The organism is Selenomonas sp. ND2010, assembly GCF_000702005.1.
Lineage (GTDB): Bacteria > Bacillota > Negativicutes > Selenomonadales > Selenomonadaceae > Selenomonas_A.
Window position 1 is genome coordinate 59,738 of sequence record NZ_JNKI01000014.1, and the last position, 19,199, is coordinate 78,936.

The 19,199-nt window shown below is 51.1% G+C and carries 16 protein-coding genes, 1 tRNA gene and 1 pseudogene; 17 read left to right on the forward strand and 1 reads right to left on the reverse strand.

Annotated elements, in window-relative coordinates; genetic code table 11:
• Positions 1 to 56: 56 nt before the first annotated feature.
• The 9 genes and pseudogenes from T504_RS0106820 (at position 57) to T504_RS0106860 (ending at position 8,585) form a co-directional block, all read left to right on the forward strand.
• Positions 57 to 1,067, forward strand: a complete 1,011-nt coding sequence (locus T504_RS0106820) for a PhoH family protein (RefSeq protein ID WP_033170316.1) — start codon at positions 57 to 59, stop codon at positions 1,065 to 1,067.
• A 3-nt stretch (positions 1,068 to 1,070) separates the two neighbouring features.
• Positions 1,071 to 1,532: pseudogene (ybeY, locus tag T504_RS14770) on the forward strand (rRNA maturation RNase YbeY); the annotation flags it as partial.
• 9 nt (positions 1,533 to 1,541) lie between these two features.
• On the forward strand, positions 1,542 to 2,486 hold the full coding sequence (gene era / locus T504_RS0106825; RefSeq protein WP_051635250.1) for a GTPase Era: 945 nt from the start codon (positions 1,542 to 1,544) through the stop codon (positions 2,484 to 2,486).
• Positions 2,483 to 3,169: a DUF502 domain-containing protein gene (locus T504_RS0106830; protein WP_051635248.1), complete on the forward strand. Its 687-nt coding sequence runs from the start codon at positions 2,483 to 2,485 to the stop codon at positions 3,167 to 3,169. The genes era and T504_RS0106830 overlap by 4 nt, the downstream gene beginning before the upstream one ends.
• Complete coding sequence (recO, locus tag T504_RS0106835) at positions 3,169 to 3,900, forward strand: DNA repair protein RecO (RefSeq protein ID WP_033170317.1); 732 nt, start codon at positions 3,169 to 3,171, stop codon at positions 3,898 to 3,900. Before T504_RS0106830 ends, recO begins: the two co-directional genes overlap by 1 nt.
• A gap of 290 nt (positions 3,901 to 4,190) precedes the next feature.
• A complete protein-coding gene (gene glyQ, locus T504_RS0106845; protein ID WP_033170319.1) occupies positions 4,191 to 5,069 on the forward strand; it encodes a glycine--tRNA ligase subunit alpha in 879 nt (292 codons plus the stop codon).
• A gap of 2 nt (positions 5,070 to 5,071) precedes the next feature.
• Complete coding sequence (gene glyS / locus T504_RS0106850; protein WP_033170320.1) at positions 5,072 to 7,123, forward strand: glycine--tRNA ligase subunit beta; 2,052 nt, start codon at positions 5,072 to 5,074, stop codon at positions 7,121 to 7,123.
• 71 nt (positions 7,124 to 7,194) lie between these two features.
• The gene (gene add, locus T504_RS0106855) at positions 7,195 to 8,193 is read left to right on the forward strand and encodes an adenosine deaminase (protein WP_033170321.1); all 999 of its coding nucleotides are present in this window, start codon (positions 7,195 to 7,197) and stop codon (positions 8,191 to 8,193) included.
• Positions 8,194 to 8,213: 20 nt separating this feature from the next.
• Entirely contained in the window at positions 8,214 to 8,585 is a 372-nt protein-coding gene (locus tag T504_RS0106860; RefSeq protein WP_033170322.1) for a hypothetical protein, read from the forward strand.
• Positions 8,586 to 8,686: 101 nt separating this feature from the next.
• Here the strand turns inward: T504_RS0106860 and lptC are convergent, their stop codons facing one another.
• Positions 8,687 to 9,229, reverse strand: a complete 543-nt coding sequence (gene lptC, locus T504_RS0106865; protein ID WP_033170323.1) for an LPS export ABC transporter periplasmic protein LptC — start codon at positions 9,227 to 9,229, stop codon at positions 8,687 to 8,689.
• A gap of 145 nt (positions 9,230 to 9,374) precedes the next feature.
• Between lptC and T504_RS0106870 the strand changes: the two genes are divergently transcribed.
• The 8 genes from T504_RS0106870 (at position 9,375) to leuS (ending at position 18,825) form a co-directional block, all read left to right on the forward strand.
• Entirely contained in the window at positions 9,375 to 10,373 is a 999-nt protein-coding gene (locus T504_RS0106870) for a deoxyguanosinetriphosphate triphosphohydrolase (protein WP_033170324.1), read from the forward strand.
• 196 nt (positions 10,374 to 10,569) lie between these two features.
• Positions 10,570 to 12,360 carry a DNA primase gene (gene dnaG / locus T504_RS0106875; RefSeq protein WP_033170325.1) on the forward strand — a complete coding sequence of 597 codons (1,791 nt, stop codon included), beginning with the start codon at positions 10,570 to 10,572 and terminating at the stop codon, positions 12,358 to 12,360.
• Between the two features lie 47 nt (positions 12,361 to 12,407).
• Positions 12,408 to 13,538: an RNA polymerase sigma factor RpoD gene (rpoD, locus tag T504_RS0106880; RefSeq protein WP_051635249.1), complete on the forward strand. Its 1,131-nt coding sequence runs from the start codon at positions 12,408 to 12,410 to the stop codon at positions 13,536 to 13,538.
• Positions 13,539 to 13,608: 70 nt separating this feature from the next.
• A tRNA-Asn gene (locus tag T504_RS0106885) sits at positions 13,609 to 13,684 on the forward strand.
• A gap of 66 nt (positions 13,685 to 13,750) precedes the next feature.
• Entirely contained in the window at positions 13,751 to 14,440 is a 690-nt protein-coding gene (locus T504_RS0106890; RefSeq protein ID WP_033170326.1) for a tRNA (adenine(22)-N(1))-methyltransferase, read from the forward strand.
• Positions 14,434 to 15,243, forward strand: a complete 810-nt coding sequence (locus T504_RS0106895; protein ID WP_033170327.1) for a Nif3-like dinuclear metal center hexameric protein — start codon at positions 14,434 to 14,436, stop codon at positions 15,241 to 15,243. Before T504_RS0106890 ends, T504_RS0106895 begins: the two co-directional genes overlap by 7 nt.
• 53 nt (positions 15,244 to 15,296) lie before the next feature.
• A complete protein-coding gene (locus tag T504_RS0106900) occupies positions 15,297 to 16,226 on the forward strand; it encodes a YitT family protein (protein ID WP_033170328.1) in 930 nt (309 codons plus the stop codon).
• 121 nt (positions 16,227 to 16,347) lie between these two features.
• Complete coding sequence (leuS, locus tag T504_RS0106905) at positions 16,348 to 18,825, forward strand: leucine--tRNA ligase (RefSeq protein ID WP_033170329.1); 2,478 nt, start codon at positions 16,348 to 16,350, stop codon at positions 18,823 to 18,825.
• Positions 18,826 to 19,199: the final 374 nt, after the last annotated feature.

Below are 19,199 nucleotides of genomic sequence, written 5' to 3' on the forward strand. Positions count from 1 at the left end.
CAATGAGACTGTATTTATTGTTTATTCGATAAGAAAGAAGCAGGTGAACAGATTCTTTGCAGCAGGCATTAGAAAAGCAGATTGTCTTTCAAGACCATAAAGAAGCTTATTCACTTTTAGGTGAGCGCGATGAGTTCCTGCAGGCAATGCGGGATAATTTTGATTGTCAGTTTATAAGCCGTGGCGATCGCATTGAGATACTCGGCGAGGCCGCGATGGTTGAGCCGGCGGCCAAGGTGCTCGAGGAGTTACAGTATCTCTATCGTCAGGGCACGACGATTACGATGCATGAAGTGCGTTATGGAATCGGGCTGGTAAAGGGGGGCAAGGGCGAGGCTCTGCACACTTTATTTGGCGATACGATCCTCGTGACGTCGCGTGGCCGTCATGTCCGTCCGAAGACGCTCGGTCAGCGTCTTTATCTCGATACGATTCGCCGCAATTCCATAACCTTTGGCATTGGCCCAGCTGGTACGGGTAAGACGTATCTGGCAGTTGTCATGGCGGTGGCTGCTCTGCGCAATAAGGAAGTAAATAAGATTATCCTGACGCGTCCTGCCGTCGAGGCTGGCGAGCGTTTGGGCTTTTTGCCTGGCGATTTGCAGGATAAAGTTGACCCGTATTTGCGTCCGCTTTACGATGCACTGCAGGACATCTTAGGGCAGGATACGTATCAAAAGTTTATGAGCAAGGGCATCATTGAGATTGCACCGCTGGCTTATATGCGCGGTCGTACGCTCGAGGATGCGTTTATTATCCTTGATGAGGCGCAGAACACGACGGACAAGCAGATGAAGATGTTTTTGACGCGTCTTGGTTTTGGTTCCCGTATGGTGGTCACGGGAGACCTGGGACAGGTAGATCTTCCCCGCGGTGTCACTTCGGGACTTCGTGAAGCATCGGAAGTCCTAAAGGGCGTAAAGGGCGTCGGTATCGTGAGGATGGCGCCGATGGATGTCATTCGCCATGAGGTGGTTACCCGCATCGTTGAGGCGTATGGCGATTGGGAAGCCAAAAAGAAAAAGGCCAAGGCAAAAGCTGAGGCAGAGAGACAGGGAAAGGGATAAGGAATGGAAGTAATCATTAGCAATTACCCTGAGGAGCTTACGTTTCCGCAGGAATATATCGATAACGTCAAAGCCGCAGCCGAAATGGTAGGCAGACTGTACGATGTAGAAAATGGCGAGGTCAGTGTCACCTTGACCAATAACGAGTATATTCACACGCTCAATAAGCAGTATCGGGGAATCGACCGGCCGACGGATGTGTTGTCCTTTGCCCTCAACGAGAGTGAGGAGCCGGAAATCGAAGGGGAACCAGAAGTCGATGTGTTAGGCGACCTTATCATTTCGGTCGAACGGGCGGAGGAACAGGCGGCAGATTTTGGACACAGCGTCCGCCGCGAGATGGCTTTTTTGACGGTTCATGGCATGCTCCATCTGCTGGGCTATGACCACATGGAAGAGGCGGACCGTCTGGAGATGGAGGAAGAGCAGCGCTATGTCATGGAGCAGCTCGGAATCTCTCGTGACGATGAGGCGGTGGAAAAGACTTCCCCAGAGAAAAAGCAGCAGCCGGCAGCTGCGAAGAAAGGCAAGCATAAATCGGGTTTCATTGCGGTAATCGGCCGGCCGAATGTGGGAAAATCCACGCTGGTCAATACGCTTATCGGGCAGAAAATCGCTATCATGAGCGATAAGCCGCAGACTACCCGCAACCGTATCATGTGCGTATTGACACAGCCGGATGCACAGATTGTGTTCCTTGATACGCCGGGTATCCATAAGCCAAAACACAAACTGGGCGAATACATGGTAAAAGCGGCGGAAGGCACGTTAAAGGAAGTCGATGCCATCCTCTTCGTCGTAGATGCTACGCAGAAGCTGGGACCGGGTGAGATGTATATCCTGGAGCGTTTGCAGGCGACGAAGCGTCCGGTTATTCTTGTCGTCAATAAGATTGATTTGATTGAGCGCGAGCAGGCTTTGCCGATTATCGCTCACTATACCAGCAAGTATTCCTTTGCCGGTGTCGTGCCCATCTCGGCGATGGAAAAGATGAATCTCGACGGGCTGCTCGATGAGGTCAAGGGCTATTTGCCGGAAGGGCCGCAGTATTATCCAGAGGATATGATTACAGACCAGCCGGAACGTCTTATCGTGGCGGAACTTATCCGCGAAAAGGCGTTGCATCTCACGCGGGATGAGATTCCTCATGCCATTGCTGTGGATGTCGATGAGATGACTACGCGTCCGAATGAGGATGTCTATATCCGAGCAACGATTTATGTCGAGCGTGATTCGCAAAAGGGAATCATCATCGGGGCGAAGGGCTCTATGCTTCGTGAAATCGGAGCGTTGGCTCGGACGGATATCCAGAATCTCTTGGGATCGCGGGTGTTCTTGGATCTTTGGGTCAAGGTGCGCAAAGATTGGCGTGACCGCGATGGAATCTTGCGTAATTTTGGATTTGGTGACGAGCGATGAGTGAACACGAAGGAAAGAAAAATAGCAGCAGTATTTCCGGCCGGATTTCCCGGCGCTTTATCAATGGCCTCATTCTGTTGGTTCCGGTGGCCATTACCTTTTTTGTCATTGAGGAGACGCTTCATTTTACGGAAGGGGTACTCGGAAAACATCTGCCGTTTTATTTCCCTGGCATGGGGATTATCACGCTGCTGGCCTTCATCTATCTGACCGGTTGGGCGTCGTCCTATTGGGCTACCCGCCGGCTTATCCATCTGGGTGAGAAGCTGCTCGGGAAGATTCCCGTCGTTAAATTTATCTACAACAGTGTCAAGCATCTTTCGACGGCGGTATTTGAGTCGAATAATATGTTTGACCATGTCGTGCTGGTGCCTTATCATCAGTCCAAGGCCTTGGGGTTCATCATGGCGGATGTGCCGCCCATGCTCAAAGAGCAGCTTGGCGATGACTATGTCTGTGTCTTCGTGCCTTGGAGCCTTAATATGACTTCGGGTACGAATCTCTTTGTACTCAAGAAAGATGTCATCTATCTGGACATCAGCAGTGAGTCGGCGCTGCAGTATATGCTTACAGCAGGTGCGGTCATGCCCAAACGGTTGAGTCACAAAACTCCCCAGGAGAATCCGGCTGGAAATCTTTCACCGGAAGCCCTGCAGGAACTTGCCAAGAAGGAAGTAAAGTAATGGCGCTTTATCAGACGGAAGCGGTAGTCCTAGGGGCGAAGAACTGGGGCGAAGCGGATAAGATGATGACGTTTTTTACCCGGGAACGAGGCCTGGTGCGGGCGGCTGCTTTTGGCTGCCGGCGGCCGCGCAGTGCCTTGGCGGGGGGCATGCAGATGTTTTCCCATCTTGATTTGCAGTTGGCTGAGGGACAGCGGGTCGATACGGTGAAGCAATGTACACTCAAACAGCATTACCGGAAATTAAGTGAAGATTTGACGGTCATGTCGTATGGGAGTTTTGTGGCGGAGTTTTTACGGGAATTCCTGCCCGAAGGCCAGCCGGAACCCCAGATGTTTGAACAGCTGCTGCTGATTTTGACGGCGTTTGAAACGCGCAATCCGCGGGTGACAGCCGCTGCTGCGGTGTATCAGCTGTTGGAATTTACTGGGATGCAGCTTCATTATGAGCATTGTGTTCATTGCGGCAAAATCATAGCCGGCGATGCGTTCTTTTCGCAGTCAGCTGGCGGCGTCCTTTGCGAAGAGTGCCGGGAGGCGGGCTCTGCGCCTTTCCCGGATGATTTGCGCTTGTTTATTTTGCGCTTGCGCGATTTTAACTGGCAGGAAGGGGAAGTGCTTACGATTCGTTCGCGGCTCCTGCTCCAAGCAGAGCAGATCCTGCTCAATTATCTGCAATCACTCTTGGGGCGGCCACTGAAGTCGCTGGCTTTTATCCAGGCGTTGGGATGAAGCCGTGAGTTGACATTTGTCCGCGTTTTTGTTAAACTCGTAACCAGCAATGATAAAGAGGAGTAGTCTCATCATTAGCGAGGCGGCGATGGTGCAAGGCCGTCAACGAGACGAAGGGCACTTTGGAGCAGAACCCAATACTTTGAGGTGGGTTTTCGATAGGAAAACCAATCAGGGTGGAACCGCGGGATTTGGAAAGACAGGTCTCGTCCCTGTAACGATAACGTTACGGGGACGAGACTTTTTTGTTGCCTCCGTAGCAGATTTATTTTAGAAGAGGAGTTGTTCCCATGAAATTTCAGGAAATCATCCTGGCACTGCAGAAATTCTGGTCGGAACAGGGCTGCATCCTGGCTGAGCCGTATGATGTCGAGAAGGGCGCCGGCACGATGAACCCGTCGACGTTCCTGCGCGTACTTGGCCCGGAGCCGTGGCATGTTGCTTATGTTGAGCCGTCGCGCCGTCCGGCTGATGGACGTTATGGCGATAACCCAAACCGCCTGTACCAGCATCATCAGTTTCAGGTCATCATGAAGCCGTCGCCGGATAACATCCAGGAGCTCTATCTGGAGAGCTTGGAGCGTCTCGGCATCGATCCGAAAAAACACGATATCCGTTTTGTCGAGGATAACTGGGAGTCGCCGACGCTGGGCGCCTGGGGCCTCGGCTGGGAAGTCTGGCTCGATGGCATGGAAATCACGCAGTTCACGTATTTCCAGCAGGTAGGCAGCCAGGACATCAAACCGGTAGCATCGGAAATCACGTATGGACTCGAGCGTCTGGCCATGTATATCCAGGGCGTCGAGAACGTTTACGACATCCAGTGGACGGATGACTACACCTATGGCGATGTCTTCCATCAGAATGAGTATGAGCAGTCGGCTTATGCCTTTGACCTTTCCGATGAGAAGCTCTTGTTCGAGCTCTTTGATAAATATGAGGCTGAGGCTGTCCGCGTCATCGCTGAGGGCTATGTCCATCCGGCCTATGACTACGTGCTCAAGTGCTCGCATACGTTCAACCTGCTCGATGCGCGCGGTGCTATCTCCGTATCGCAGCGCACGGCCTTCATCGGCCGCGTCCGCAAGCTGGCCCGTCTTTGCGCTGAGTGCTATCTGAAACAGCGCGAGGAGCTTGGCTATCCGATGTTGCATAGAGGGGAGAAGTAAGCATGAGCAAGGATTTATTACTCGAAATCGGCACGGAAGAAGTTCCGGCCCACGTCATGCCGGGCATCCTTGCCCAGCTGAAAGAGAATGCCGAAAAAGCATTCCAAGAGAACCGCATTGCCTTTGGCAGCGTTCGTACGATTGGTACGCCGCGTCGTACGGCACTTCTGGTAAAAGATTTGGCAGATAAGCAGGAAGATATTTCCAGTGAGAACCGCGGCCCATCGGTCCAGATTGCTTTTGATGCTGATGGCAATCCGTCCAAGGCTGCTCAGGGCTTTGCGCGTGGTCAGGGTGTTGACCCGAAAGAACTCGTTGAAAAAGACGGCTATGTCTATGCGATGGTTCATGAGGAGGGCAAGGCTACGGCTGAGCTTTTGCAGGATCTTTTGAAAGACCTTATCTGCGGCCTTTCGTTCCCGAACAACATGCGCTGGCGCGACCTTGACTTCAAGTTCATCCGTCCGCTGCGCTGGATTGTTGCTTTGCTCGATGACGAAGTCATTCCTTTTGAGGTAGCTGAGGTAAAATCCGGCCGCACGTCCCGCGGCCATCGTTTCCTGTCGCAGGGCGATTTTACGATTGCCGATGCTAACAGCTATGAAAAGGCCTGCGAGGAAAACTTCATCATCGTCGATCAGGACAAGCGCAAGGCGATGATTCGCGAGCAGATTGAAGAAGTTGCCAAGAAACAGAATGGTACGGCTGAGATTACCGAGGATCTTCTCGAAGAGGTACTCTATCTCGTAGAATATCCGACGGCACTTTGCGGCACGTTCGAGGACAAATACCTTAAGCTGCCGGCTGAGGCCGTTATCACGCCGATGCGCGATCATCAGCGTTACTTCCCGGTCAAGGCCGCAGATGGCAGCCTGATGCCGCTCTTTATCACGGTCCGCAATGGCGGCAGCGAGCATCTCGAAATCGTTCAGCACGGCAACGAGCGCGTGCTGCGTGCCCGCCTCGAAGATGCACAGTTCTTCTTTGATGAAGACCGCAAGAAGAGTCTCGAAGAGCATCGCGAGAAACTCAAGACGGTTGTCTTCCAGCAGGGCCTTGGTACGATGTACGAAAAATCCGAGCGCCTTATGGAGCTCGCTGCGTTCATTGCCGATGAACTCGGTGCTGATGAAAAGACGCACAAGCATGCGAAACGGGCGGCTGAGCTCTGCAAGGCGGACCTCGTAACGGGCATGGTTCAGGAGTTCACGGAGCTCCAGGGCATCATGGGCCGTGAGTATGCAAAACTCGATGGCGAGTGCGAGAACGTTGCCATCGCTATCGATGAGCACTACATGCCGCGCTTTGCTGGCGACAATCAGCCGCAGACGGAAGCCGGCCGCATTGTCTCGGTCGCCGATAAGATTGATACGATTGTCGGCACGTTCAGCCGCGGCAAGATTCCGACGGGTTCCCAGGATCCGTTCGCCCTTCGCCGTCAGGCACTGGGTCTTGTACACATGATGATCGAGGCCAAATACACGCTGAGCCTTTCCAAAGTCGTCGCCAAGGCTATGGACCTCTACCAGATTACGGATGAGGCTGCCCGCACGAAGATGCAGAATGATGTTGCTGACTTCATGCGCCTGCGCCTCAAAAATGTTCTCGAAGATGTCCGCTATGATGTTGTCGATGCTGTCCTTGATAATGTCGATGATCTCTATGCAGTCAGCCTGCGCGCTGAGGCAGTAGCCAAATTTGTTGCCAGCGATGCAGCTGTAGCCAATATCCAGGCGTTTGTCCGCGCTGCTAATCTGGCGAAAAAATCTGAGTCGGCAGCAATTGATGAGGCTCTCTTTACCACGGACGAAGAGAAAAACCTCTATCAGGTATACACCGCTACGGCAAGTTCGCTTGACAGCCTCGTGGCTGGTCATGATTACGCAGGTGCTATTGATGCCCTGACGGAGCTTTCGGCTCCGATTGATGCTTTCTTTGAAGGTGTCATGGTCATGGACAAGGACGAGAAAGTCAAGAACAATCGCCTTGGCTTGTTGAAATCCATTGATACGTTGGTAAAACGTGTAGCGGATTTCTCGAAGGTGGTACTGTAATTTCTTTTGGGATTATTCAAAACTCCCCCGTGTTTTCGGGGGAGTTTTTTCTATAAAAAGGGAGGACTATTATGAACGGGAAATTTGTTTCAAAATACATCGATCTCCATGCACATCTGGATGGTTCGATTACAGTGGAAATCCTCAAGAAATTGGCGGAAATCCAGCAGCTGGAGCTGCCGGTGGCAACGGATGCCGAACTGGAAAAACTCATTACGGTGTCGGAGAATTGTCAGAGTCTCAATGAATTTTTGCAGTGCTTTGAGCTGCCGGGAAAATACATGCAGACGGAAATAGGAATCCGCGAGGCGGTAAAATTGGTCCTGGCGAATATGGCAGCAGGCGGTGTTGTCTATGCGGAAATCCGCTTTGCCCCCCAGTTGCATACGTTCAGGGGACTGACTCAGGAAGAAGTCATACAAGCGGCGCTGGCTGGTCTTAAAGAAGCATCGATTCCGGCCAATTTGATTCTCTGCTGCATGCGCGGGGATGACAACGCCGCGCAGAATAAGGAGACAGTGGAACTGGCCAAGAAATATCTGGTAGCGGATGGCGGTGTCGTGGCTGTCGATTTGGCGGGAGCTGAGGCGCTGTTTCCCAATGAGGGGTTCCGGGAACTTTTGCAGGCTGCTCATGGGGCGGGGATTCCGCTTACGATTCATAGCGGCGAAGCTGGTGGCCCGGAAAATGTGGAGAGTGCCATCGAAATGGGGGCTCTTCGCGTAGGACACGGCGTGCGAATTGCCGGTAACGACCGCATCATGCAGCTGGTCAAGGAAAAGGGCATTACGCTGGAGATGGCTCCTACCAGCAATCGTCAAACGAAAACGGTGGTGGATATGAAGGCAGAATATCCGCTCAAACAATTCCTCCAGTACGGGTTAAAGGTCACCATCAATACCGATGATATGGCGGTTGAGGGAACGACGCTGGCTGATGAATTCCGCTATATTGAGCGCGAGTTTGGCATAACGCCAGAAGAAGAGAAACGTATGCTGGGGAATGCGGTAGCGGCCGCCTTTACTTCCGAAGCGCGCAAAGAAGAATTGAGAAAAGTGCTGGCATTATAAAAGACAAGGGAGAAGTTATTATGGGGAAGATAAAGAAAACACTAATGGCAATTGCTATATTGAGCTTGCTTTTCAGTATGGCACCGTTCGGCATGGGGAAGGTATCTGCTCAGGACGTTTGGGCTGCTGGGGATGAATATATGCAGCATTATGTGATGACGGAACGGACTACGGTAAAATATCATTACATGTATGTATATGTAAAAAATGTTAACAGGTATAATGATTCGCGCATTGAATGCTGGACCTTTTGTGCCGATGAAGGAGAAATTTGGGTCGCAATTAACAGAAATGGAATTGGCCCGTTGCGAAATAATCCCCTTGCCAAGAATATATTTTATGTAGCTCGTGATTATTTGGGCTCTGATTTCGGGAGCCAATACGGTTATTAATACCAGTATACCGATTGGGATGGGATCCTAATAGAAATCCCCCCGCAGTAATCGATGGTCGATTACTGCGGGGGGATTTTAGAAGCAATTAACAGGTACGATTATCGTATTTTTTCAGTATCCAAATCGTATTCCATATGGCCGGCTGTGCGTTGTTCTCCTTTTTGGATGCAGAGGACATGGCCGTCGAAGGACGCGATTCGCGTGCACCAGTTGTAGACCATGTTATCGGAGTGGATGGCAAGGCCGGGGCGCTCGAGACTGCAGTTTGGGCCGAAGAACCAAGCGACATTGGCTTGTAAATCTGCGTAGACGGCACCCCCGGTGAAGTGAAGGTCGTCTTCCATGAGCTGCGTATTGTTTTCGGTCCAAAGCTGCAGTGTCTTGGTGCTGATTTTGGCTGTATCGGTGCGAATCGTCCGACTGCCAAATTGGATGTTGACGTTTCCACGCAGGGTATAGCGGGCTGTATCTGGATTATAGCTGCTGTGGTCAGCCGTTACGATCGCTTTTTCGCGTCCTTGGATGATGCTGTCGGTGATGCTCACGGTGATGGTTTGACGAGCGCTCACCGCCGGCGGCAATGCCGTCAGGCTAAGACCGGCAATCGCTGTGGCAAGGAACAGTCTGGCGTAATTTCTCATGGTGAAACCTCCTTATTCTTGGGGCTTTCTGTTTCTTATATTTTAGCGTAAAGAAAAAACTTTTGCAAAAAATGGCAAAAAAGCAAGACTTTTTTAGTCAAATAGTGTAATATAAAAAGGAAACCCTGTAAAAGGAGGATTGACTATGAATGTAAGAGAGCGTTTGGAAGCGCAGGAATATGAATTCTTATCGCCGTATGCTGCCAAAAGCCGTGATGCTCGTCGGAAGTTTCCGATGGAGGAATGTCAGTTCCGGACTAAGTTTCAACGGGACCGCGATCGGATCTTACATTCCAAGTCTTTCCGGCGTCTCAAGCATAAGACCCAGGTTTATATTGTGTCGGGGGACCATTATCGTACCCGCATGACACATAGTTTGGAGGTTTCGCAGATTTCTCGGACGATTGCGCGGGGACTGCGCCTCAATGAAGATTTGGCTGAGGCGATTGCCCTGGGGCATGATGTTGGTCATACGCCCTTTGGTCATGCCGGTGAGGCGGCCATGGCAAAGCTGACCGGTCATTTTGCGCACAATGAGCAAAGTCTTCGGGTCGTCGAGTTTTTGGAACGCAGTGGACAGGGGCTGAACCTTACCTTTGAAGTTAAGGATGGCATTGTGAACCACACAGGGCCTGTACTGCCGAAGACTTTGGAAGGTCGTATTGTGCGCACCGCAGACCGCATCGCTTATCTTTGTCATGATTATGATGATAGTCTGCGGGCAGGATTGTTGCAGCCAGGGGGACTTCCTCGGCTCGTCTATGAACGGCTGGGAGAGGATACTTCGGCGATGATTACGAGTATGGTTTCCGATATGATTGTAAGTTCTATGGATAAGGACGACATTTCGCTTTCGGCTGAAGTCAAAGAGGCGATGGACACATTCCGAAGTTTCATGTTTGAACACATCTATCATTCGGAGACACTGGCGCATGAGCGCCGTCAGGCGGTTTATGTATTGCGGGCGCTGTATGAGTGGTTCGTGGAGCATTTCGAGGAACTCCCGGCAGAATTTGTCCGTCGGGAAGAACGCTGGGGCCGGCAGAAAATTGTTACCGATTATGTAGCCGGTCTTACCGATAGTTATGCGGTACAGTTGTTCAACGAGATTTTTATGCCGCCGGTTGGTTTTATGGTTCATTGAGATATTATTTTTCAAATTTGTCAAGGGAAAAAAGGATATTGGCAAATTATGAGGAATATAAATATTGTAAAAAGGGCTGTATGCTTGATCACGGCTAGATAACTTTTTCCTTTTGGCAGGAGTTTTTCTATGAGTCGCGAATGGTATACAGGTGCCTTATTATAAAGTATCTGATTGGTCAATGAGGGGTCTAAGTATGCGCAGCGAGAGAATGGACGAATTTGTGGAACAGGTTCGTTCACAGTCTGATATTCTGAACGTTGTTCAGAGTTATGTTCCCTTGAAGCGTAAAGGCAATCGTTATTGGGGCTGTTGTCCGTTTCATAACGAGAAGACCCCCTCATTTTCTGTCGTTCCGGATAAAGGGTTCTTCTATTGTTTTGGCTGTCATGCTGGGGGAAATGTTTTCAAGTTTCTTTCGATGATTGAAAATGTCAGCTATTTTGAAGCAATCAAACTTCAGGCTGAAAAGCTAGGTATCCCGTTGCCGGAACGCCAGCGTACGCCGGAGGAGATTGCCCGGGAACGGGAATTGACGGATTTACGCAAGGTCAATGAGATGGCCCGTGATTTTTTCCATAACTGTTTGACGATGACATCTTATGGACAGGCTGGCAATGCTTATTATGCTGGACGTGGCATCTCAAAGGAGACCATTGAGGAGTTTAAGTTGGGATATGCCCCGAATGCCTGGGATAAGTTGTCTACAGCTTTTTTGAAGCGTGGAGTAAAGCAGGAATTTTTGTTGGCAAGTGGGCTCTCGGCTGAACGCAATAACGGCGGTGGCCTTTATGACCGGTTCCGCAATCGCGTGATTATCCCCATTGCGGATGAGCGCGGGCGCGTGGTCGGCTTCGGAGGCCGTGTACTGGATGACAGCAAGCCGAAATACCTCAATACACCGGAAACGATACTGTTCAATAAGCGAAAACTCCTTTTTGGACTGGATCGCTCACATCGGGCAATCCAGCAGGCAGGTTATGCCATTGTCGTAGAAGGCTACATGGATGCGATCTCTGTATTTGGTGCTGGCGTGCGCAACGTCGTGGCATCACTCGGAACTGCATTTACTGTGGAGCATTGCAAGAAGCTCCTGCGCTATGCGCCGGAGATATATTTTTGTTACGACAGTGATGAAGCCGGTCAAAAAGCAACGATTCGGGCCCTTTCGATTGTACGGGACACAGGAGCCGTAGTGAAGGTTATCGTGGTACCGGATGGCAAAGACCCGGATGAATATATTCGCAAGCACGGCGCAGATGCTTTCCGCCAGTTGGTGAAAGCGGCGCTGCCGTTGGTGGAATACCGTTTGAAGTATGTTCTTGCCCACAACAATATTGATACGTTGGAAGGGAAGGTCAAGGCACTTCATGAGATGCTGCCGGTTTTAGCTGGCATTCGCGAGACAGCGGTTCGCAGCGAATATGAAAAGAAGCTTGCGCAGACCTTATTGCTGGACGAGGGTGTCGTGCGCACGGAGCTTCAGCACTTTGCCCGTGGGACGGAATTTCAAGAAGAAATGCCGTCGCGTGTACCCATCAGACAGGTGGTAAAAAAACAGGACAATGCGCTCAGGCGGGCTGGACGCATTGTCATCCGCATGGTATGGCAGGATGTTTCGCTTGTCTACCATGTCGGTTCGGTACTGCCGATTGAAGGGATTGGAGACCCCGTCCAGCGGGAGATCCTGAAGTTCCTGCAGGAATTGGGCAGCCAGGGGCAGGCTCCGGACGATGTAACGGCCGCGGAAAAACTCAGCGAGGACGCGGCGGCAGAACTCTCCCGGGCACTGGTAGAAGATTTGGGTGGACGTGAGGAAACCGAAGCCTACAACGACTCCCTGAAAGTGCTCAAAAAATCGTACCTCTACACGCTGTTTATGGAACATTCCCGCAAGGCCAATGAGATGATGCAGGCCGGGGATATGGCGTATGTTGAGGAATTGAATGAGGTTATGAGAATAAAAAATGAAATGGATGAATTGTAAGTTGTATAGAGTAGCAGGTATGGAATGTGAGGAAAGGGGGATGCTGAATGGCTGAGGCTAAGAGAAAACAAGCTGAGGCTGGCAGCAAGAACCGCAGCTCGGAGATTGTAGACAACCTTTTGTCAAAAGGTAAGAAAAACGGTGGGACGTTAACATATGGTGAACTCGTTGAGGCGTTGCAGACGCAGGATCTGTCGCCGGACGAGATTGATAATATGTATGATATGTTCAGTACGAAAGGTATTGAAATCGTCGATGATTCCAATAGCGGTGACCAGCAAGATGATGATGTAGATCCCGATGACAAGGACGAAGAGGTCGAAATTGACCTGTCTGTTCCGGAAGGTGTCAGCATTGATGACCCGGTTCGCATGTATCTCAAGGAAATCGGTCGGGTTCCTCTTTTGACAGCAGAAGAGGAAGTAGCTCTGGCTAAGCGCATGCAGGATGGCGATGAAATGGCCCAGAAGCGCTTGGCAGAGGCAAACCTTCGTCTTGTTGTCAGCATTGCGAAACGTTATGTGGGACGTGGCATGCTGTTTTTGGATTTGATTCAGGAGGGTAACCTGGGTCTTATTAAGGCGGTTGAGAAATTCGACTATACGAAGGGGTATAAATTCAGTACCTATGCTACCTGGTGGATTCGTCAGGCAATTACGCGTGCGATTGCTGACCAGGCTCGTACGATTCGTATCCCTGTCCATATGGTGGAAACGATTAATAAGCTTATCCGTGTATCCCGTCAGCTCTTGCAGCAGCTGGGCCGTGAACCGGCTCCGGAGGAGATTGCGAAAGAGATGGAGATTACGGTGGAGCGTGTTCGCGAAATCATGAAGATTGCGCAGGAACCTGTTTCGCTTGAAACCCCGATTGGTGAGGAAGAAGATTCCCATCTGGGCGATTTCATTGAGGACCAGGATGCACCAGCACCAGCTGATGCCGCATCATTCATGCTGCTCAAAGAGCAGCTTGAGGAAGTCCTCGACACCTTGACGCCGCGTGAGGAAAAGGTTTTGCGTTTGCGTTTTGGTTTGGACGATGGACGGGCCCGTACGCTGGAGGAAGTTGGTCAGAACTTCGGCGTTACTCGTGAGCGCATTCGTCAGATTGAGGCGAAGGCACTGCGCAAACTTCGCCATCCGAGCCGTAGCCGCAAATTGAAGGATTTCTTGGATTAAAAATTTTCTTGACATTAATCCGACAGACAGCTATAATAGTTACTGTTGATGCGCGAGCTTCAATAATTATTCCTCGATAGCTCAGCCGGTAGAGCACCTGACTGTTAATCAGGCTGTCGCAGGTTCGAATCCTGCTCGAGGAGCCATTGAGAGCACAAGGGTGTAACGAAATGTTACACCCTTTTTTATTTTCGTGAAGAGGGGAGACTCCTATGCAGCTGGATGACAGACTACAGGCATTGGCAGATTTTGTGCCGAAGGGCTGCCGCGCAGCAGATATCGGTACGGACCATGGCTATCTTGCCATTGATTTGATACGAGAAGATAAAGCAACTTTTGTGGTTGCTGGTGATTTGAACCAAGGGCCTTATGAGGCCGCTAAGCGTACCGTTCATGAAAACGGCATTGCGGAAGATCGGATTTCCGTTCGTTTGGGCAATGGCCTGCAGGTCTTAGTGCCGGGCGAAGTCGATACCGTGTGTATTGCTGGTATGGGTGGAATTTTGATGACCCAGATTTTAGAGCAGTCGATGGACGTGACCGCTAAGCTTACGACGCTCGTATTGCAGCCGATGAATGGAGCGATGGAGCTTCGTTCCTGGCTCTATCGGCACAAGTGGTACATTGTGGATGAGGCCTTGGCGGTGGACGATGGCCGCATTTATGAAATCATCAAAGCGGAACCGGGGGAAAAAAAGCGTCCCGCGCCATTAGACCTTTTGATCGGTCCGATGCTTTGGCAAAAGAAGCCAGCATTGCTCAAACATCATATCGAGGCACTGTTATTTCAGCAGCGCCGTATCCTTTCGGGGATGGAGAATAGTGCGCGGGCGATGAAAAGCAAAAAATACGCAGCCGTCAAAAAACAGGTAGAAGAATTGGAGGCGCGGCTTACATGGTAAAATGTCAGGTAGTTATGGATGCGCTAGAGACAATCGCGCCGAAGCGATTGGCGGAAGAGTGGGACAATCCAGGACTTTTGGTGGGAGCACTCAATCAGGAGATCCATAAAATCCTGGTTTGCCTCGATGTTAGTGATGCAGTGGTGGAACAGGCGGTGGCTGAAGGGGCCGACATGATTGTTGCGCATCATCCGCTGATATTCCGTGGCATCAAGAAACTGCGGACGGATTTGCCGTTAGGGCATCGGCTACAGCAGCTTATCAAGCATGATATTGCCGTAGCGGCGGCGCATACCAATCTCGACATAGCCGAAGGCGGTGTCAATGATGTGCTGGCTCACGCCATTGGTCTTTCGAAGCTTTCACATTTTGTGATGGAAAGTCAGGATGTGGATGGCTCGGTGATCAGTATGGGGCGGATGGGAAGTCTGCCAGCGCCGATGACGGTACAGGATTTTGCCCGTCAGGTTCGAGAGGCGCTGCCTACCGATTATGTGCGCTTGGTGGATGCCGGTGCCCGTCCGGTCCGCAAGGTCGCAATCTGCAGCGGCAGCGGCGCAGAGTTTATTCAGAAAGCAGCATTCATGGGGGCCGATGTTTATGTCACTGGCGATGTGAAATATCACGAAGCCCAGCAGGCGGTGGAACATGGCATGCATGTGATTGATGCTGGCCATTTCGGTACAGAATTTCCAGTGGTAGAGGTGTTGAAAGACCGGCTCACGGAGGAGCTGGCTGAGGCAAAGGGAACCGTAGAAGTCATCGCGGATCAGTCGTCGAAAGATTTTTTTACGGTGGTATGATTTTGTCGGGTAAGGAAGCGTGAAAAGAATGGAGAAAGATTCGGGAACGCAGTATGAGTAAAATGGAAATCAAGAAACATATGGGACGGTATATACAGATTATCCTGGGATGCTTTATCGTATGCTTGGGATTCAATCTGTTCATCATCCCCGCACACCTTTTAACGGGCGGCATCAGTGGTATCGCCTTGATTATTTACTATTTGACGGGTCTTCCCGTAGGTGCCCAGAACCTCCTGTATAATCTGCCGATTTTGTATTTGGCGTATCGGGTTTTTGGCAAGCTCTATGCTTGGGATACGATTGTCGGTACGGCAGTTTTGTCCATCATCCTTGACGCTACGCATTTCATGGTGGATTGGAACCTCACCGGTGATGGCATGTTATGTGCCATTTTTGGTGGTGTGCTGGCCGGCATTGGCTTTGGAATGATTTTCCGTGCCAATGCGAATACCGGTGGTTTGGATGTTGTCGGTGCGGTAGCTAAGAAGTTCTATTCCCTTGATGTGGGGACGGTGGTGTTTGTGCTGAACTTCATTATCGTTATGGCATCGGCGTGGATGTTCAGTGTCAATGAGGCACTCTATACGCTGGTATCCATCTATGTGACGGCAGAGCTTACGAACCGTGTGGCGGCTGGCCTTAATCGGGAAAAGTCCATTTTCATTGTTTCGCCGGCGGCCGAACAGATTTGCCAGGATATCATGGAAAATGTTCATCGTGGCGTCACCTATCTCGAAGGGAAAGGCGGCTTTGCCAAGGAACGCAAAGACATCCTCTTTATCGTCGTGCGCCTCACGCAGGTAAGCCGCGTCAAGACTATCGTGGATCATTACGATCCACAGGCCTTTATGATTGTTTCGGATACATCGGAAGTGTCAGGGAAGGGCTTTACGTTGGAATGTGAGTCGTATGCCGATGCCCGTCGTAAATGGCAGGAAGCTCAGGAAAAACAAAAGGAGCTCATGGATGGACATGAGTAACTGACTGTTGACGCTATGCCCATAGTTACGGTATAATAGGCTTTAGCTGTAAAACGCGAATTTCAATCCCCGGCTGCATTTTGCAGACGGGGGTTTTTCTATCTTTTAGGAGGAGATCGTTTTGGAGAAGTATTCACCGCAGGAGATCGAGAAAAAATGGCAGGACAAATGGGAAAGTGAGCAGGTATACAAGACCGAGGCTGACCCGAATCGTCCGAAGTATTACGCCTTGGAGATGTTCCCGTATCCGTCGGGCAATCTGCACATGGGACATGTCCGCAACTATGCCATCGGCGATGTCATGGCCCGCTACAAGACGATGGAGGGGTTCAACGTCCTTCATCCGATGGGCTTTGACTCCTTCGGTATGCCGGCTGAGAATGCCGCCATCAAGCATGGCGTAAGCCCCGCGGACTGGACGTTCAGCAATATCGAGAACATGGAGAAGCAGCAGAAGAAGATGGGCCTCTCCTACGATTGGGATCGTGAAGTTCTGACCTGTACGCCGGAATACTACAAGTGGACGCAGTGGCTTTTTGAGCTTTTCTACAAAAAGGGACTGGCTTATAAGAAAAAGGCATCGGTCAACTGGTGTGACACCTGCGGTACGGTCCTGGCAAATGAGCAGGTCATCGATGGCAAATGCTGGCGCTGCGATTCGGATGTCCAGAAGAAAGATCTGTCGCAGTGGTTCCTCAAGATTACGGATTATGCCGATGTGCTCTTAAAGGATCTCGATAAGCTCGAGGGCTGGCCGGAGCGCGTCAAGACGATGCAGGACAACTGGATTGGCCGCAGCGAAGGCCTGGAGATTACGCTGGATGTACCGGAGCTCGATGAGAAACTCGTCGTCTATACGACGCGTCCGGATACGGCTTATGGTATCACGTTCGTGGCACTGGCACCGGAGAATGCTCTCGTTGAAAAACTGATTGAAAAGAGCGACAGGGCGGAGGAACTCAAGGCGTTCTGCCAGAAGGTCCGCAATCAGTCCGATATTGAGCGTACCTCGAGCGAATCGGAAAAAGAGGGCATGTTTACGGGCTTCTATGCCGTTAACCCGTTCAACGGCGAGAAGGCACAGCTCTGGATTACGAACTATGTTGTCGCTGACTATGGTACGGGAGCTGTCATGGGCGTTCCGTCCGGTGACTCCCGTGACTGGATGTTTGCGAAAAAATACGACCTGCCGATTATCCTGACGTTGCAGCCGAAGGATAAGGAGCTGGTGCTCGAGGAAATGACCGAGGCTTATGTCGAAAAAGATGGCCGCTTGGTTAATTCGGCACAGTTCACGGGCATGGATATGCATGAAGCCGTCAAGGCTATCATGGACTATGCCGAGGAGCAGGGATTCGGTAAGCGCAAGGTCAACTTCCGTCTGCGTGACTGGCTGATTTCGCGTCAGCGCTATTGGGGGGCACCGATTCCGGTCATTAATTGCCCGCACTGCGGCGAAGTCCTCGTGCCGGAAGACCAGCTGCCGGTCATGTTGCCGACGGACGTATCCTTTGAGGCTGGTTCGGTATCGCCGCTGGCCAGCAGCGAGAAATTCCTGCACTGCAAGTGCCCGAAATGCGGCGCTGATGCAATGCGTGAGACCGACACGATGGATACGTTCATCTGCTCGTCTTGGTATTTCCTGCGCTATACGGATCCGCATAACGATAAAGCTCCGTTTGACAAGGATAAAGTCAATTACTGGGCACCAGTCGACCAGTACATCGGCGGCATCGAGCATGCCATCCTGCACCTCCTGTATTCGCGCTTCTTCACGAAGGTCCTCAAAGACGCCGGGCTGGTCGATTTCGATGAGCCGTTCAAGAATCTGTTGACGCAGGGCATGGTCCTCAAAGATGGTTCGAAGATGTCGAAGTCCAAGGGCAATGTCGTGTCGCCGGAGGAAATCATTGGCAAGTACGGTGCTGATACGGCCCGCCTGTTCATTCTGTTCGCAGCACCGGTTGACCGCGACCTCGAGTGGAGCGACCAGGGCGTCGAAGGTGCGTACCGTTTCCTCAACCGCGTATGGCGTATCCTCGGCCACTTCGAAGAGGCCATCAAGGCTGGCAAGGACAGCTATGATGTATCGGCGCTGACGAAGGACGAAAAGGAACTGCGCCGCATCCTCCATGTCACCATCAAGAAGGTAACGGAGGATGTTCGCGACCGCTTCATGTTCAATACGGCGATTTCGTCGGTCATGGAGCTTGTCAACGCGTTCTATGGCTTCCAGGACAAGGAGCTCAATGCAGGTCTTGCCCGTGAGATGGCAATAAATCTCGTGAAGATGCTCGCACCGTTCGCACCGCATATCACGGAGGAACTTTGGAGCCATCTGTTCGTCGAAGGCAGTGTCCATCAGCAGAAATGGCCGACCTATGATGAGGCAGCCATGAAACAGGATGAAATCGAGATCGTCCTGCAGATTAACGGCAAGGTTCGCGATAAGATCATGGTATCGCCGGATCTTGACCGCGAGGCAATGGAAAAGGCAGTCATGGAATTGCCACGTGCCAAAGAGCTTACGGAGGGCAAGCAGATTGTCAAAGTTATCTGCGTGCCGAAAAAACTCGTCAACATTGTCGTAAAGGGCTAACGTCTTTTAATAAATCGAAAGGGAATGTGAAAATTCCCTTTATATTGGCATAAAATATAGAAGCCTCCATAAGATGGATTCATCTACCTTATGGAGGCTTCTATGAATTTATCCACGCATTTTTTACAAATTACAGTTTGCAGGGGCGTAGTACCCAGTTCGTGTTCGAGGTAAGTCGCCGGCGGCGGGGGCCCCAGTACCAACGCTCCACCGGTGACAACCCGCTACAAGAAATTTTTGCCTTTTAATTAAGAGTTGGAAAACAGTTAAACGCGCTTCGCTTGGACGAAACTGCTTTTCCAACGAGAACGCAGGCAAAAATTTCTTGCTTCACGCGGAACGTCAAGGCTACGCTTATGGTACTGGGGCCCCCG

What these genes read in the sequence shown, in the direction of transcription:
- glyQ (WP_033170319.1), top strand. Translation starts at nt 4,191, where the DNA reads ATGAAATTTCAGGAAATCATCCTGGCACTGCAGAAATTCTGGTCGGAA.
- recO (WP_033170317.1), top strand. Translation starts at nt 3,169, where the DNA reads ATGGCGCTTTATCAGACGGAAGCGGTAGTCCTAGGGGCGAAGAACTGG.
- rpoD (WP_051635249.1), top strand. Translation starts at nt 12,408, where the DNA reads ATGGCTGAGGCTAAGAGAAAACAAGCTGAGGCTGGCAGCAAGAACCGC.
- T504_RS0106895 (WP_033170327.1), top strand. Translation starts at nt 14,434, where the DNA reads ATGGTAAAATGTCAGGTAGTTATGGATGCGCTAGAGACAATCGCGCCG.
- T504_RS0106900 (WP_033170328.1), top strand. Translation starts at nt 15,297, where the DNA reads ATGAGTAAAATGGAAATCAAGAAACATATGGGACGGTATATACAGATT.
- lptC (WP_033170323.1), bottom strand. Translation starts at nt 9,229, where the DNA reads ATGAGAAATTACGCCAGACTGTTCCTTGCCACAGCGATTGCCGGTCTT.
- T504_RS0106870 (WP_033170324.1), top strand. Translation starts at nt 9,375, where the DNA reads ATGAATGTAAGAGAGCGTTTGGAAGCGCAGGAATATGAATTCTTATCG.
- T504_RS0106830 (WP_051635248.1), top strand. Translation starts at nt 2,483, where the DNA reads ATGAGTGAACACGAAGGAAAGAAAAATAGCAGCAGTATTTCCGGCCGG.
- dnaG (WP_033170325.1), top strand. Translation starts at nt 10,570, where the DNA reads ATGCGCAGCGAGAGAATGGACGAATTTGTGGAACAGGTTCGTTCACAG.
- glyS (WP_033170320.1), top strand. Translation starts at nt 5,072, where the DNA reads ATGAGCAAGGATTTATTACTCGAAATCGGCACGGAAGAAGTTCCGGCC.
- T504_RS0106890 (WP_033170326.1), top strand. Translation starts at nt 13,751, where the DNA reads ATGCAGCTGGATGACAGACTACAGGCATTGGCAGATTTTGTGCCGAAG.
- add (WP_033170321.1), top strand. Translation starts at nt 7,195, where the DNA reads ATGAACGGGAAATTTGTTTCAAAATACATCGATCTCCATGCACATCTG.
- T504_RS0106860 (WP_033170322.1), top strand. Translation starts at nt 8,214, where the DNA reads ATGGGGAAGATAAAGAAAACACTAATGGCAATTGCTATATTGAGCTTG.